This is a genomic window from Pseudomonas sp. 2995-3 (genome assembly GCF_002742565.1).
Taxonomy (GTDB): domain Bacteria; phylum Pseudomonadota; class Gammaproteobacteria; order Pseudomonadales; family Pseudomonadaceae; genus Aquipseudomonas; species Aquipseudomonas edaphica.
The window spans coordinates 1-13,660 of record NZ_LJSB01000223.1 but is presented as its reverse complement, the minus strand read 5'-3'; the positions used below and the strand labels follow the sequence as shown (position 1 = coordinate 13,660).

Genomic DNA, 13,660 nt, shown 5'->3' with positions numbered 1-13,660 from the left:
CCCTGCCCGTATTGAAACCGTCTACACCGGAGCAATGGCGCAACGTCCAACCTTCTCTTGCGCCGCCCCAACCCGATCTGAACCAATGGTGGCATGCATTCAACGACCCCCAGCTCAATGCGTTGGTGGATCGTGCACTGCAAAACAACCTGAACGTCGCCGTAGCGGTGGAGCGCTTGCGCGCCATCCGGATTATGAGCCAGCACGCGCAGTCCCCTTACCTGCCCTCGCTGAGTATAAAAACCAAGGATGCCGTCAGCCCTGATACCAGTACTTCTTATTTCCTGATCGGCTTCGATTCGGTCTGGGAGTTGCCATTGTTTGGCATGCAACAAAGTGCCGAGCGCCTCGCCCAAGGGAACCAGGCATTGGCGGATAACAACCTGCGCACCCTACAAGTTTCATTGGTGGCTGAAGTCAGCCGGCGCTGGATCGAATTGCGAGCAGCCCAACAAACGGAGCAGACCCTTGCAACCCTGCGCGAAGTTGGCCATGGAAAACTGGCACGGCTGCGCGCCCGGGAACAGCTCGCACTGGCCTCCTGCGCAGACGTTGCCGCTGCACAGGCTGAACTGGCCCTCGCTGAAATGGCACTGACGCGTGTGCACCAGCGGACAAACCGCAGCGCGCAGCAGTTGGCGTTATTGTTGGGCCAGATCGCGCCCGACCCTCTTTGGCTGCAACCGGGGCGGCTACCGACGCTCGGTGACTGGCAGCTCAATAGCGTTCCCACAGACCTGTTGCGCACCCGCCCGGAAATTGCCGGCGCCGAAGCCTCGGTGATTATCGCCGCCGGTGAGCTGGGCATGAGCCAGGCCGATATTTACCCGCACATCAGCTTCGGCACCTCACTGCAGTGGTCGCTCAATATCGCCAGCAACCGCAACAATACCCCCAATGGCAACAGCATCTTCTCGGCGGGCCCCGGCATCAGTATTCCCTTGTTCGACTGGGGCCTGCGCGTGGCGGCTGCGAAAGCCAAGGACCACCATCTGCAGGCCGCCGTCCTCGGGTATCGCCAAGCGGTGCTGGAGGGGGTTGCCGAAGTCGAAAACGCCTTGGGTGACCTGGAGCAATTACGTGCACGCGAACAATTGTCCCGTCAGGCCTATGCCGCCAGGCAAACCCAGCTTGGCGCACTGCAACAACGGGCAGCGTTGAAGCTCTTGAGTCCATTGGACCTGGTAGAAGCGCAGGTTCAGACACTGCATGCGCAGCAACAAGTCGACCGGGCCGGCACCGAGCGTGCCATTGCCTACGTCGCACTCTACAAGGCACTCGGCGGCGCACCGTTGCCCAGCGCTGCACCTCAGACAGCCACGCGCCATAAGGAGACTGACTGATGGTTGCGCTTGCACGCCTGACGCTGATCCATGAATGGCGGCGCTTCCTGCCAGCGATTATTGCAGTGGGCTTCGCAGGGCTGCTGCAACTGCTTCAGACCGCGTTGGTACTGGGTATCTTCAGCAGCGCCAGTGTGTACGTCACCGGCTCGCGCGCCGACCTTTGGGTGGGGTACCCCGGCACCCAAAGCGTCAACCTGGGTCGACCGATCGATGCCGGTGTAGAGATGCGTATACGCATGGACCCCGATGTCCTCAGGGTCGAGCCCTACCGCTGGGTGGATGCTGACTGGCGGGGTACCCGGGACACAGGTGGAGTCTCGGTATTTGTTTCCGGTATCGACGCAGACCCACAAGGTTTGATGTTCGCCCGCTTACTGCCCGGCTCGTTGCGGGCACGCCTGAATGAACCGGGAGCGGTCATCGTTGACCGCGCCGACCTCGACAGCCTGGGCCTTGATCCTGGAAACGCGGCCACTATCAACGGCCACCGGGTGCATGTAGTCGGCGTCATCAGCGGATTACGCGCACTGGGTGGGGTTAACGTGATTGCATCGTTAGCCACGGCCCGCCAGCTGGATACGAGCGCCGATACAGATCGCATGACCTACTGGGTGGCCAAGGTCCGAGACCCCAGTCAGGCGGACGCGGTTGCAGCACGCATCGACGGCAGCCCGGCATTCGGCAAATACGCGGTGTGGACCGCAGCGCAGTTCAGCTACCGCTCGCAGATGCATTGGATGTTCGACACCGGGGCCGGCGCGGGTGTGTTGTTTTTGGCAGTGATCGTGTTCCTGGTAGGGGCGGTGATTACCAGCCAGACCCTGGTGGCGGCCGTGATTGGATCGATCCGCGAATACGCAACCCTTAACGCCCTCGGCGTCGGCGTCACGTCTCTGCGCAAAGTCGTGATGGAACAAGCGTTCTGGGTGGGCGCCCTGGGCTTGCTGGGCAGCACTGGGCTGACCGGCCTGTTCTTCGCCCTGGCGCATTACTACAACGTTCCGATGACTCTTTCCCCCGTCGCAGCCCTGGCCTGCCTGCTCTTGAACATGACCCTGGCCCTGGTTTCCGGCCTGGCCGCGATGCACTCATTGCGTCATGCCGACCCAGCAAGCCTTTTGAGATAGAACCCACGATGACCACATCCTTCACCCTGCATGCCACTGGCATCGGCAAGGCATTTGTATCAGGCCAGGTTATGACCCCTGTACTGCACGACATCACCCTGGCAATAAGGCCCGCGGAACTGACCCTGATCGCGGGGCCATCCGGTTGCGGAAAAAGCACGCTGCTGGCGATTCTCAGCGGCTTGCAGCAACCCGACCAAGGCCGTGTGGAGGCCCTCGGGCAAAGCCTGGGAACGCTTGCCCCACGGGCGCTGGAGCATTTTCGACTGCATCACACGGGTTTCATATTCCAAGGCTTCAATCTGTTCCCGGCGCTGACGGCCTTGCAACAGGTCGAGTTGCCCCTGAGTTACCTCGGGCTCACTTCGCAGGAAGTGCGCAGGCGCGCGACTCAGGCTCTGGAAGATGTAGGCCTCGGTTCGCGCATGGCCTTGCGCCCGGCCGCGCTGTCCGGGGGAGAAAAACAACGGGTGGCTATCGCCCGCGCCGTGGCGAAGGCGCCCGAGTTGCTGTTCGCAGACGAACCCACCAGCGCCCTGGACGCGGCCAACGGCCAGATCGTGATCGATATCTTGCACCGTATCGCCCGTGAACGCGGCACTACGGTGCTGTGCGTCAGCCACGACCCGCGTTTGATCAGCCACACCGACCGTGTATTGGCCATTGAAGACGGCCGCATCATCAGCGACTCCCACCATCACCTGCGGCCCGCCAGCCCTGCCGCCCCCCAGGAACACTGTGTATGAATGTCCGCTCCCTCTCCCCTTGGCTGACCCTGTTCAGTGCCTGTTTGCTCCTGAACGGCTGTTCACGTGAGGATACGCCGGCTCAAGCCACGGCCTCGTCACCGACTTACCTGGCAGTGGCTCGCGGCCGCGTCGATGTCGAGGGTGGCCTGCTCAACCTGCAGTTTGCCCGCGATGGCGTGGTGGCCGAGATCAAAGCCAAAGAAGGTGACCCTGTAAAAAAAGGCCAACTGCTCGCCTCCCTGGACAGCGAACAGGCGCGCCTGGCCGTAAGTGCCGCGCTTGCCGACCAACAACAGGCTCAAGTGCACGCCAGGCACCTGCAAAGACAGTTCAACTTTGCCGACCAGAAAGCCACGCGCCTGTCAGAGGCGGCCGCGGCTGGAGCCGCAGATGGCCAGAGTGCCGATGATGCGCGCGAGGCCGCCGAGCAACTGCGCGACGCTATTGAAAAAAACCAAGGACACCTCGAAGCCGCCACAAGAACACTCACCGGTGCGCGCTACGAACTGACCCAGCGCAACCTCTATGCACCGGCGGACGCCGAAGTCGTGCGGCGCCTGACCCAACCTGGCGCTACCGTTTCATCGGAGTCAGGGCCTGCCTTCGTGTTGCTGCCGAACGAGGTACGCATCGTGCGAGCCGAGCTCAACGAGTCGTTTATTGCGCAGGTCCACGCCGGTATGAAAGCCGATATATCGACCGAAAACGGCAACGACCAACCGTCGCTGTCCGGTCATGTGGTGCGTATCAGCTCCGTGCTGGGTAACAGCACGCTTGAAGGCGACCCACAGGCACGAGCCAATATGCGTACCGTGGAATGCATAGTAGCGTTCGAACAACCTGCACCTGCGTCACTGCGTGTGGGCCAGCGCATGCTGGTACGGTTCGGGGCACCTTAAAGCCTTTGGCGGCTGCCCGCGACCGCCGGCAACCGCCTACTCGCCATACGCCCACGTCATCCGAAACGACGCCCCGCCCCACTCCGAGTCCAGCACTTCAACCTGCCCGCCATGCCACTGGCTGACGCGTTTGACCAACGCCAGGCCCAAGCCAAAGCCGCCGGTGCGGCGATCGCGGCTGGCGTCCAGGCGCAGGAAGGGTTCGAAGATTTTGGAACGGCCCTCCATCGGCACACCTGGGCCATCATCATTGACCCGCACTTCGTAACCATTGCCGAACTTGACCAGCGACACTTCTACACGGCGCTCGGCATAACGAATGGCATTGCGCAGCAGGTTGATCACTGCACGCGCCATAAAGCGCGGCTCGATCTGGATAAAGTCGACGTCACAGGTGCGCAACGAGAGCTGCACACCCGCGGCTTCAGCTTCCAGGGCCACACTGCCGATCACACTATCGAGCCAGCTATGCGCTTCGATATTTTCCCGGGTGACCTGTGTGGCGCCGCGCTCCAGGCTGGCATAGGTCAACAACTCAGACACCATTTCTTCCAGTTCGCCAAGGTCGGCGTACATATCGGCGATCAATTCGCGGCTCTGGCGTGGGTCGGCCTGTTGCTTGAGTTGGTCCAGCTCAAACGACAAGCGCGCAATCGGTGTGCGCAACTCATGGGACACCGCGTTGGTCAGTTCACGCTGGTTGGCGATCAGGCTTTCGATACGCTCGGCCATCTGGTTGAAGTGCCCGGCCAGCTCACGCACGGTGGAACGGCGCGGCAGCAGGATACGCGAGCCGAGGTCGTTATCGCCAAAACGCTGCGCGGCCAGGCGGATATGCTCCAGGTCGCGCCAATGCGGGCGTACCCAAAAATACAGGACGATGGCCAGGCTCACACCCAGGAAGCCATAGGCCCACAGGTACAACCATTTGGGCTCTTCCGGCAGTTTGATCTGCAACAATTGCGGGCCACCATCAATGGTGGTCAGGAACTCCATGAAGTCGCCGCGCACCACCAGTTGGCCGCCCGCCAACAGTTGCTGTTCGCGGTCATTGAGCGCCAGGGTGTCGCGCGGCACCAGCTTGAGGCGCAAACCATAATGGGGTTGCAGCTCAGCCAGGCGCGCATCGCGGGCCGCCCCCTGCACCGGGCGCAGTTGCTCGACCAGGCCATAGGCCGGCCCGCGCAAGGCTTCACGGTTATAAACCTCGTTGGCCTCGGGCAATAACTCGTCGAAGGTGTAGTTGACCAGCCAGATTGCCCCGGCCAACCCCAGCGCCAGGATCACATACAGGCGCAGAAACAGGCGCAGCATCTAAACCTCCCACGCAAACGGATTGAACAGATATCCCTTGCCCCAGATGGTCTTGATGCACACCGGTTCGCGCGGGTTGTCATTGAGCTTGCTGCGCAATTTGCTGATGTATACGTCGACACTGCGGTTCAGGCCGTCGAAGGCAATACCGCGCATGCGGTTGAGAATGTCGTCGCGCGAAAGGATAGTCCCAGAGTGACTGGCCAGCAGCCACAGCAACTCAAACTCCATGGTGGTGAGGTCGATGGCCTCACCGCCCAGGCTGACGCCCCGACAACTGCGATCAATCGACAAGCGGCCGAACTCCAGCGCACCGCGCACCGTGGGCTCCGGCACCTGGCGGCGCTGCAGCGCGCGCAGGCGGGCGAGCAATACCGGCGGCTTGATCGGTTTGATCACGTAGTCATCGGCGCCCGACTCCAGGCCCAGGATGTGGTCAAGGTCGTCTTCCTTGGCGGTGAGGATGACGATGGGCGTGTCGGACACGCTGCGAATTCCCCGGCACACGTGCAGCCCGCTCTGGCCCGGCAGCATCAGGTCGAGCACCACAATTTTCGGTTTGAAGTCGAGAAACGCCGCCAAGGCCTCATCGCCCCGGTGCACCACGCGCACCTCGAAACCGTGTTGCGACAGGAAGTGCGCGATCAGCCCTGCCAGCTTTTCATCGTCCTCAACGAGCAGGACCTTGCCCAGACCCAGGTTTTCCATAAGTTCTCAGTGTGGATGCGCGGATTGAAGTTGGAGCATTATAGGTGGCAAGCTGGCCTGAAAAGGTACTGGGCGCGGCAAAAAAAGCCTTTCTGTGGGGCTTTCGAACAACCTTCATGTTTTTAAAGGTTTTTAACATTTCACCCGGAGTTTTTAACGTATCAAATCGCGGCGTTCGCAGCCTTGCCCAAGAAAGATAGTGATTTTTCTGACAGCCATAACTCACGTCATTTTCGGAAGTTTCGACACTAACATTTATTGAGTAAACGCCTTAAATTGTCACGACGCAGTGACAAAACAGTGACGCGACCGTCGTTGACAGCCCAACAACGCCAATGAAACTATCCATGCACTTTTCAGCGACACCTGCCGGTGAAAGTCATGGAAGATAATTAAAATAAATATCAAAGGAGTTGATATTGTGCACCCGCAACTTTTATCGATTGCTACCCCTGGCGCTTACCTCAGCGCTTTATTCAAACACAGCCTTTATTTAATTTAGCGAACCGCTCTCACACAGCCGTTCTGTCTTTATTTAAGCGTGTTATTGAATACAGGTACACGCCATGCTTTTGTATCACGAGGTCATCGAACATAACGCCTCCCGCCACCCGCACAAGTGCGCTGTTGCGCTCGATGCCGTCCATTACAGCTATGGAATGCTTCAAGCAAGAACGACACAAATAGCCCGACTGCTGGTCGCCAGCGGTGTTCAACCAGGCGATCGCGTCGCCCTGTATTCACCGATCTGCATCGATCTCATTGCCGCTTATCTCGCCGTCCTGCGCGTGGGCGCAATTACGGCGGCAACGCACCCCACTTGACGCTTTGATCGATTGAAACGAGAGCACCATGCGCAAGGACTACCTGGCTTTTTTTATCTCGCTGTTCCTGTCGCGGCTGGCGGACCAGATTCTGTTATTTATCGTGCCGCTGATCGTATTCCAAACCACCAACAGTGTGTCGTGGGCTGGCTTGGCGTTTTTCGTCGAGTCACTGCCGCGTTACCTGGCGTTCCCGGTGTGCGGCGCATTGTGCGACAAGTTCTCGCCGGTGCGCATCCTGCATATCAGCCAGGTTTACCGCGCATTGGCGTGCGTGCTGGCGGTGGCGTTGTATGGCGTGTTCGACGGCATCTATTGGCTGGTCATCCTGTCGGCGCTGTGCGGCGTGTTGACGACCCAGGGCATCATGGCCCGCGAAGTGGTGATGCCGCATATCTTCAAGCATTACACCTATGCCAAGACCTTGTCCTACTCACAGATCGCCGACCAGAGCGGCCTGGTGCTGGGGCCACTGGTGGCGGCGCTGATGCTGGAGGTGTGGGCGTGGCCGTGGGTGGTGGCGGGCATTGCCGGGCTGTTTGTGCTGGCGGACCTGGCGATGCTGGTGTGGCAGCGCAACACCACGGTCAGCCTGGAAAGCTTTGAGCAGCATCAGGATATCTGGCTGCAACCACTGCGCATTGCCTTCGGGCATATCCGCAAACTGGCGGAATTGAAGCGGGTCATTGCCCTGGCGGTGGGCGTCAACTTGATCATCGGGGTAACGCTGGCCACGTCCGCGGCCATGGTCACTGGCCTGTTCGCCGCCGGCAAAGACGCCTATGCGTTGTTGCAGGCTGCCGGCGCGGTGGTGACCATCGTCATTCTGTTTTACCTGGCGCGTTCCAGCCTGCCGCTGAAGGTGCTGGGCGGGCTGTCTTATTCAATGATCGCGGCGGGGGCACTGGTCATGGCCGTCAGCCCTAACCTGTGGGCTTACACCCTGGGATTTTTACTGATCACCGGCTTCGACAAGATGTTCAACGTGTACATGCGCAGCACCCGCCAGCGGGTGATTCCGGTGCAGGACTTCGGCAAGACAGTGGGCGTGATCACCTTGCTCAACAACCTGGCGCAGCCGCTGGCGGGCCTGTTGATTGCCGTGCTGGCGGCGCCGTTGGGCACGCAAACGGTGATCCTGTTGTTGGCCGGGATCACCGCGCTGATCGGCGTGGCCGTCGCCTCAGGCTGGCACGCCACTGTGAAAGCGGAACTCGATGTCGGGTGACTCAATCAGTTCCTGCTCGGCGGCGCGCACCCGTTCTATCACCTGGGCGATGTCCTTGGCGTCGCCGTACTGGTAGGCAAGCTTCAGGTAACCCTGGAAGTGCCGGGCCTCGCTTTTGAGCAAACCGAAGTAGAACTTGCCGAGTTCTTCGTCCAAATGCGGCACCAGGGCTTCGAAACGCTCGCAACTGCGCGCCTCGATAAAGGCGCCGACCACCAGCGTGTCCACCAGCTTGACCGGCTCGTGGCTGCGCACAACCTTGCGCAAACCCGAGGCATAACGGCCGGCATGCAGTTGGCGCAGCTCGATCTTGCGCTTTTTGATCAGGCGCATGACCTGTTCGTGGTGCACCAGCTCTTCACGGGCCAGGCGCGACATCATGCTGATCAGGTCCACGTGGGCGTGGTACTTGGCGATCAGGCTGAGGGCGGTGCTCGCGGCTTTGAATTCGCAGTTCTTGTGGTCGATCAGCAGGGTGTGCTGATCGGCCAACGCGGCCTGGACCCAGGCGTCGGGGGTGCGGCAGCCGAGGAATTCGTGGATTTCGGGCAGGTTCATCGGGCTCACGGGCAAAAGGATCACAAAAGGCCGGCGATTATACCGACCCCGCCGCAGACCACCAGCTACTGGCCTTGATGTGCATCAACATGACGTCTCGCGGGCAGCAACTATAGTTGTTCCAGGCCCACCCTTTGGAGACCCCGACCATGCAAGCCATCCGCAGCATCCTGGTGGTTATCGAACCCGAGCATTCCGAAAGCCTCGCGCTCAAGCGCGCCAAGCTGATTGCCGGGGTCACCGGCGCGCACCTGCACTTGCTGGTGTGCGACAAAAAGCACGAGCATTCGGCGCTGCTCAGCCTGCTCAAGTCCGGCCTGCAGGAGGACGGCTACAGCGTGACCACCGAGCAGGCGTGGAATGACAGCCTGCATGAAACCATCATCGACGTGCAGCAGGCCGAAGGCTGTGGCCTGGTGATCAAGCAGCACTTCCCGGACAGCCCATTGAAAAAGGCCCTGCTGACGCCAGCAGACTGGAAACTGCTGCGCTACTGCCCTACGCCGGTGCTGCTGGTAAAAACCTCGACGCCCTGGGCCGGCAAGGTGGTGCTGGCGGCCATTGATGTGGGCAACACCGACAGCGAACACCAGGCACTGCACAACGCTATCGTCGACCATGGGTTCGATATTGCAAGCCTGGCCAAGGCCCAGTTGCATGTGATCAGCGCTCACCCGTCCCCCATGCTGTCAGCAGCAGACCCGACCTTCCAGCTCAAGGAAACTATCGAGGCGCGCTATCGCGAGCAATGCAAGGCGTTCCAGGCCGAGTTTGATATCGACGACACCCACTTGCACATCAACGAAGGCCCGGCGGATGTGTTGATCCCCTATGCCGCGCACACACTGCAAGCGGCGGTGACCATTATCGGCACAGTGGCGCGCACCGGGATTTCCGGCGCATTGATCGGCAATACGGCGGAGGTGGTGCTGGATGCGGTGGAAGGTGATGTGCTGGTACTTAAGCCGCAGGCGTTGATGGATCACCTGGAGGAGTTGGCCACCAAGGCCTGACATAGCCTCTTCAAACTATGGAGATCAAAGGTGGGAGCTGGCTTGCCTGCGATAGCGACCTTTGAGTCAAAACACCTTTGGCTGATCTGCCGCCATCGCAGGCAAGCCAGCTCCCACATTGACCTGCGCGGTCAGTGTCCCAGTGCGTCTCTCAGGAACCCCGGCGCGATATAGCGCTGGTAATGCGCCTCGGACAAGATAAAGAACTCACGATCGATGGCATCGCGCAGTTCCGGGAGTGCCCACTCACGAAACTCCGGCAGCAACACCATGCCATAGGCTTCAAGGTTGGAAATCACCCGCGCGCCTCGGGCGATCAACTGGTAGGCCCAGCAGTACTCGGACTGGTGCGGCACGAAGCGAATCTTGCGCAGCTCAAGCTGCCCGCGCAGCATCTTGGGGTCGAAGACTTCCAGTTTGCCGGCCATCACTTGCACCAACAGTTGCTCCAACCGCAGCCATACCGCACGTTTTTCTTCTTCGTTATAGCCATTCCACTGAATCACCTCATGGTGGAAGCGCTTGCAACCGCGGCAGACGAGATCGCCGTAAACCGTGGAGCACAGGCCGACGCAGGGGGTCTTGATGGCTTGGTTGGACATGGGCAATGCACACAAATCAGCGAAACAGTGCGCCATGTTAGCCCTTTGTCTAAGGTTGATCACCCAGCAAACTTGGCTAGGTAACTTACCTTTAGATTTTTTTTGCCGTAGAATCATCCGGCCTTGTAAGGCGCCAATAATCCGCTGGAAGCTGTTTTCAAAGCGTCACGAGCACAGTCGTTCCTTCAGAACGGTGTTGGCGCAGGTTCGACCCGGTAGGTCAGAGCCCGCGCCAACCCTCATCAGCTCCGTTCTGCAGGCGTAAAACTTTGAAAGCAGCTTCTGTGAGGAATGCCGGCAGCGCTGGCTTTGCGGCCCAAAAAGCCCCCGAGCGCATGCGTGCCGTTCATTTCTGGATGAGCGTCCCGTGGGACCACTGATGAGGGTAATAACTGTGCTTGAAGCCTACCGCAAACATATCGAAGAGCGTGCAGCACTGGGTATCGTTCCCCAGCCGCTTAACGCCGAACAAACCGCAGGCCTGGTCGAGCTGCTGAAGAATCCTCCGGCTGGCGAAGAAGAATTTCTCGTTGACCTGATCACCAACCGCATTCCACCAGGCGTTGACGAGGCTGCCTACGTCAAGGCCGGTTTCCTGTCCGCCCTGGCCAAGGGCGAAGTCACTTCTCCCCTGATCGACAAGAAACGCGCGGTTGAACTGCTTGGCACCATGCAAGGCGGCTACAACATCGTGACGTTGGTCGAGCTGCTGGACGACGCCGAGCTGGCCCCTGTCGCGGCCGCCCAACTCAAGCACACCCTGCTGATGTTCGATGCGTTCCACGACGTGGCCGAAAAAGCCAAGAACGGCAACGAGCACGCCAAAGGCGTGATCCAGTCCTGGGCTGACGGCGAGTGGTTCCGCAACCGCCCAACCCTGGCCGACAAGATCAGCCTGCGCGTCTTCAAGGTCACCGGCGAAACCAACACCGACGACCTGTCCCCTGCCCCGGACGCCTGGTCCCGCCCTGACATCCCGCTGCACGCTCTGGCCATGCTGAAAATGGCGCGCGAAGGCATCGTGCCGGACGAGCAAGGCAAAACCGGTCCGATGAAGCAGATCGAAGAAATGCGCGGCCAAGGTTTCCCGATCGCCTACGTCGGCGACGTGGTGGGTACCGGTTCGTCGCGTAAATCGGCAACCAACTCGGTACTGTGGTTCTTCGGCGACGACGTACCTTACGTGCCGAACAAGCGCGCCGGCGGCTTCTGCTTCGGCAGCAAGATCGCTCCTATCTTCTACAACACCATGGAAGATGCTGGCGCACTGCCAATCGAATTCGACGTCACCAACATGAACATGGGCGACGTGATCGACCTGTACCCGCATGCTGGCAAAGTCTGCAAACACGGCACCGACGAAGTCCTGACCACCTTCGAAATGAAGACCCCGGTTCTGTTGGACGAAGTTCGCGCCGGCGGCCGTATCCCGCTGATCATCGGTCGCGGCCTGACCGACAAGGCGCGTGCTGAACTGGGCCTTGGCCCTACCGACCTGTTCAAACTGCCTGAAGCACCTGTCGACACCGGCAAAGGCTTCACCCTGGCACAGAAAATGGTCGGCAAGGCCTGCGGTCTGCCAGAAGGCAAAGGCGTTCGTCCTGGCACCTACTGCGAACCGAAGATGACCACCGTAGGTTCCCAGGACACCACCGGTCCAATGACCCGTGATGAACTCAAGGACCTGGCGTGCCTGGGCTTCTCGACCGATCTGGTAATGCAGTCCTTCTGCCACACCGCGGCTTACCCTAAGCCGATCGACGTGACCACCCACCACACCCTGCCTGACTTCATCATGACCCGTGGCGGTGTTTCGCTGCGTCCAGGCGACGGCATCATCCACAGCTGGCTGAACCGTATGCTGCTGCCGGATACCGTCGGTACCGGTGGTGACTCCCACACCCGTTTCCCGATGGGCATCTCGTTCCCGGCCGGTTCCGGTCTGGTCGCGTTCGCCGCAGCCACTGGCGTAATGCCACTGGACATGCCGGAATCGATCCTGGTGCGCTTCAAAGGCAAAATGAAACCTGGTATCACGCTGCGTGACCTGGTTCATGCCATTCCTTACTACGCGATCCAGGCTGGCCTGCTGACCGTAGAGAAGAAAGGCAAGAAGAACGCCTTCTCCGGCCGCATCCTGGAAATCGAAGGCCTGAACGACCTGACGCTGGAACAAGCCTTTGAGCTGTCCGACGCCTCGGCTGAACGTTCGGCTGCCGGTTGCACCATCAAGCTGTCCAAGGACTCCGTCACCGAGTACCTGAACTCCAACATCACCCTGCTGCGCTGGATGATCGGCGAAGGCTACGGCGATGCACGCACCCTGGAACGTCGCGCCCAAGCGATGGAAGCCTGGGTTGCCAACCCGGAGCTGATGGAAGCCGATGCCGACGCCGAATACGCCGAAATCATCGAGATCGACCTGGCCGAAATCAACGAGCCGATCCTCTGCGCACCGAACGACCCGGACGACGCCCGTCTGTTGTCCAGTGTTGCCGGCGAGAAGATCGACGAAGTGTTCATCGGTTCGTGCATGACCAACATCGGTCACTTCCGCGCTGCCGGTAAGCTGCTGGAGCAGGTCAAGGGTCAGCTGCCAACCCGTCTGTGGCTGTCGCCGCCGACCAAGATGGACGCTCACCAACTGACCGAAGAAGGCTACTACGGCATCTACGGCAAGGCTGGCGCGCGCATGGAAATGCCGGGCTGCTCGCTGTGCATGGGTAACCAGGCACGTGTAGAGCCGAACTCGACTGTCGTATCGACTTCGACCCGTAACTTCCCGAACCGTCTGGGTGATGGCGCGAACGTCTACCTGGCTTCGGCAGAACTGGCGGCAGTTGCCTCCACGCTGGGTCGCCTGCCGACCGTCGAAGAGTACATGGGTTACGCAGCGAAACTGGACACCATGGCCAGCGACGTTTACCGCTACCTGAACTTCGACCAGATCGCCGAGTTCCGCAAAATCGCAGCAAGCGCCAACATCCCGGTGATTCAAGCCTAAGATGTTGTGATTTAAAAAACGCCGCGCATCGCAAGATGCGCGGCGTTTTTTTATGCCTGGAATAGGATATTCGTCACACTGATAAACAATTGTGGGGGCTGGCTTGACTGCTGTGGCGGGCTTTTTGTGTTGTTTTGTGTACATATCCGTTGCTGCGGTAACGGCTTCTATTGGTTCCGCTCTTACAGCGGGTCACTTTTGGCAAACGCCCTGTACGGACCGGACACATGGTTGACGGGTGTGCGGGGACATGGTGGACACTTCTCGGCGAAGCCAGCTTCGCCGGGA

Annotated in this window: 12 protein-coding genes; 8 read left to right on the top strand and 4 right to left on the bottom strand. The window is 60.1% G+C overall.

Annotation, left to right across the window (positions count from 1 at the left end; all coding sequences use genetic code 11):
- Positions 1-11: 11 nt before the first annotated feature.
- The 4 genes from AOA62_RS21010 to AOA62_RS20995 are packed head-to-tail and all read left to right on the top strand — an operon-like array spanning position 12 to position 4,121.
- Positions 12-1,343, top strand: coding sequence for a TolC family protein (locus AOA62_RS21010; protein ID WP_099549615.1), 1,332 nt, complete (start codon positions 12-14; stop codon positions 1,341-1,343).
- Positions 1,343-2,473 (top strand): ABC transporter permease, encoded by a 1,131-nt coding sequence (locus AOA62_RS21005; protein WP_099549614.1) that lies wholly within the window; start codon positions 1,343-1,345, stop codon positions 2,471-2,473. The genes AOA62_RS21010 and AOA62_RS21005 overlap by 1 nt, the downstream gene beginning before the upstream one ends.
- 8 nt (positions 2,474-2,481) lie before the next feature.
- Positions 2,482-3,219 carry an ABC transporter ATP-binding protein gene (locus tag AOA62_RS21000; protein WP_099549613.1) on the top strand — a complete coding sequence of 246 codons (738 nt, stop codon included), beginning with the start codon at positions 2,482-2,484 and terminating at the stop codon, positions 3,217-3,219.
- Positions 3,216-4,121, top strand: a complete 906-nt coding sequence (locus tag AOA62_RS20995; RefSeq protein ID WP_099549612.1) for an HlyD family secretion protein — start codon at positions 3,216-3,218, stop codon at positions 4,119-4,121. Before AOA62_RS21000 ends, AOA62_RS20995 begins: the two co-directional genes overlap by 4 nt.
- Before the next feature lie 36 nt (positions 4,122-4,157).
- Here AOA62_RS20995 and AOA62_RS20990 read toward each other — a convergent pair whose 3' ends face one another.
- A complete protein-coding gene (locus AOA62_RS20990) occupies positions 4,158-5,435 on the bottom strand; it encodes an ATP-binding protein (protein ID WP_017137490.1) in 1,278 nt (425 codons plus the stop codon).
- A complete protein-coding gene (locus AOA62_RS20985; protein WP_017137491.1) occupies positions 5,436-6,143 on the bottom strand; it encodes a winged helix-turn-helix domain-containing protein in 708 nt (235 codons plus the stop codon).
- Positions 6,144-6,709: 566 nt separating this feature from the next.
- On the opposite strand from AOA62_RS20985, the gene AOA62_RS20980 reads away from it, so the two are divergent.
- Together AOA62_RS20980 and AOA62_RS20975 are read left to right on the top strand one after the other, a co-directional pair.
- On the top strand, positions 6,710-6,967 hold the full coding sequence (locus tag AOA62_RS20980) for an AMP-binding protein (RefSeq protein WP_099549611.1): 258 nt from the start codon (positions 6,710-6,712) through the stop codon (positions 6,965-6,967).
- A gap of 28 nt (positions 6,968-6,995) precedes the next feature.
- Positions 6,996-8,195, top strand: a complete 1,200-nt coding sequence (locus tag AOA62_RS20975) for an MFS transporter (protein WP_099549610.1) — start codon at positions 6,996-6,998, stop codon at positions 8,193-8,195.
- Here the strand turns inward: AOA62_RS20975 and AOA62_RS20970 are convergent.
- Positions 8,151-8,753: a tRNA-(ms[2]io[6]A)-hydroxylase gene (locus AOA62_RS20970; RefSeq protein ID WP_017137493.1), complete on the bottom strand. Its 603-nt coding sequence runs from the start codon at positions 8,751-8,753 to the stop codon at positions 8,151-8,153. The genes AOA62_RS20975 and AOA62_RS20970 overlap by 45 nt on opposite strands.
- Positions 8,754-8,902: 149 nt before the next feature.
- On the opposite strand from AOA62_RS20970, the gene AOA62_RS20965 reads away from it, so the two are divergent.
- Complete coding sequence (locus AOA62_RS20965) at positions 8,903-9,766, top strand: universal stress protein (protein WP_099549609.1); 864 nt, start codon at positions 8,903-8,905, stop codon at positions 9,764-9,766.
- A 131-nt stretch (positions 9,767-9,897) separates the two neighbouring features.
- On the opposite strand, the gene AOA62_RS20960 is transcribed toward AOA62_RS20965, so the two are convergent.
- Positions 9,898-10,368: a DUF1289 domain-containing protein gene (locus tag AOA62_RS20960; RefSeq protein WP_017137495.1), complete on the bottom strand. Its 471-nt coding sequence runs from the start codon at positions 10,366-10,368 to the stop codon at positions 9,898-9,900.
- A 394-nt stretch (positions 10,369-10,762) separates the two neighbouring features.
- Here AOA62_RS20960 and acnB point away from each other — a divergent pair, with 394 nt between their 5' ends.
- Positions 10,763-13,372: a bifunctional aconitate hydratase 2/2-methylisocitrate dehydratase gene (gene acnB / locus AOA62_RS20955; protein ID WP_017137496.1), complete on the top strand. Its 2,610-nt coding sequence runs from the start codon at positions 10,763-10,765 to the stop codon at positions 13,370-13,372.
- Positions 13,373-13,660 lie beyond the last annotated feature (288 nt).

Excerpts from the sequence above, each read along its gene's own strand:
- AOA62_RS20965 (WP_099549609.1), top strand. The coding sequence starts at position 8,903 with ATGCAAGCCATCCGCAGCATCCTGGTGGTTATCGAACCCGAGCATTCC.
- AOA62_RS20990 (WP_017137490.1), bottom strand. The coding sequence starts at position 5,435 with ATGCTGCGCCTGTTTCTGCGCCTGTATGTGATCCTGGCGCTGGGGTTG.
- AOA62_RS20995 (WP_099549612.1), top strand. The coding sequence starts at position 3,216 with ATGAATGTCCGCTCCCTCTCCCCTTGGCTGACCCTGTTCAGTGCCTGT.
- AOA62_RS20960 (WP_017137495.1), bottom strand. The coding sequence starts at position 10,368 with ATGTCCAACCAAGCCATCAAGACCCCCTGCGTCGGCCTGTGCTCCACG.
- AOA62_RS21005 (WP_099549614.1), top strand. The coding sequence starts at position 1,343 with ATGGTTGCGCTTGCACGCCTGACGCTGATCCATGAATGGCGGCGCTTC.
- AOA62_RS20985 (WP_017137491.1), bottom strand. The coding sequence starts at position 6,143 with ATGGAAAACCTGGGTCTGGGCAAGGTCCTGCTCGTTGAGGACGATGAA.
- AOA62_RS20975 (WP_099549610.1), top strand. The coding sequence starts at position 6,996 with ATGCGCAAGGACTACCTGGCTTTTTTTATCTCGCTGTTCCTGTCGCGG.
- AOA62_RS20980 (WP_099549611.1), top strand. The coding sequence starts at position 6,710 with ATGCTTTTGTATCACGAGGTCATCGAACATAACGCCTCCCGCCACCCG.
- AOA62_RS21000 (WP_099549613.1), top strand. The coding sequence starts at position 2,482 with ATGACCACATCCTTCACCCTGCATGCCACTGGCATCGGCAAGGCATTT.
- AOA62_RS20970 (WP_017137493.1), bottom strand. The coding sequence starts at position 8,753 with ATGAACCTGCCCGAAATCCACGAATTCCTCGGCTGCCGCACCCCCGAC.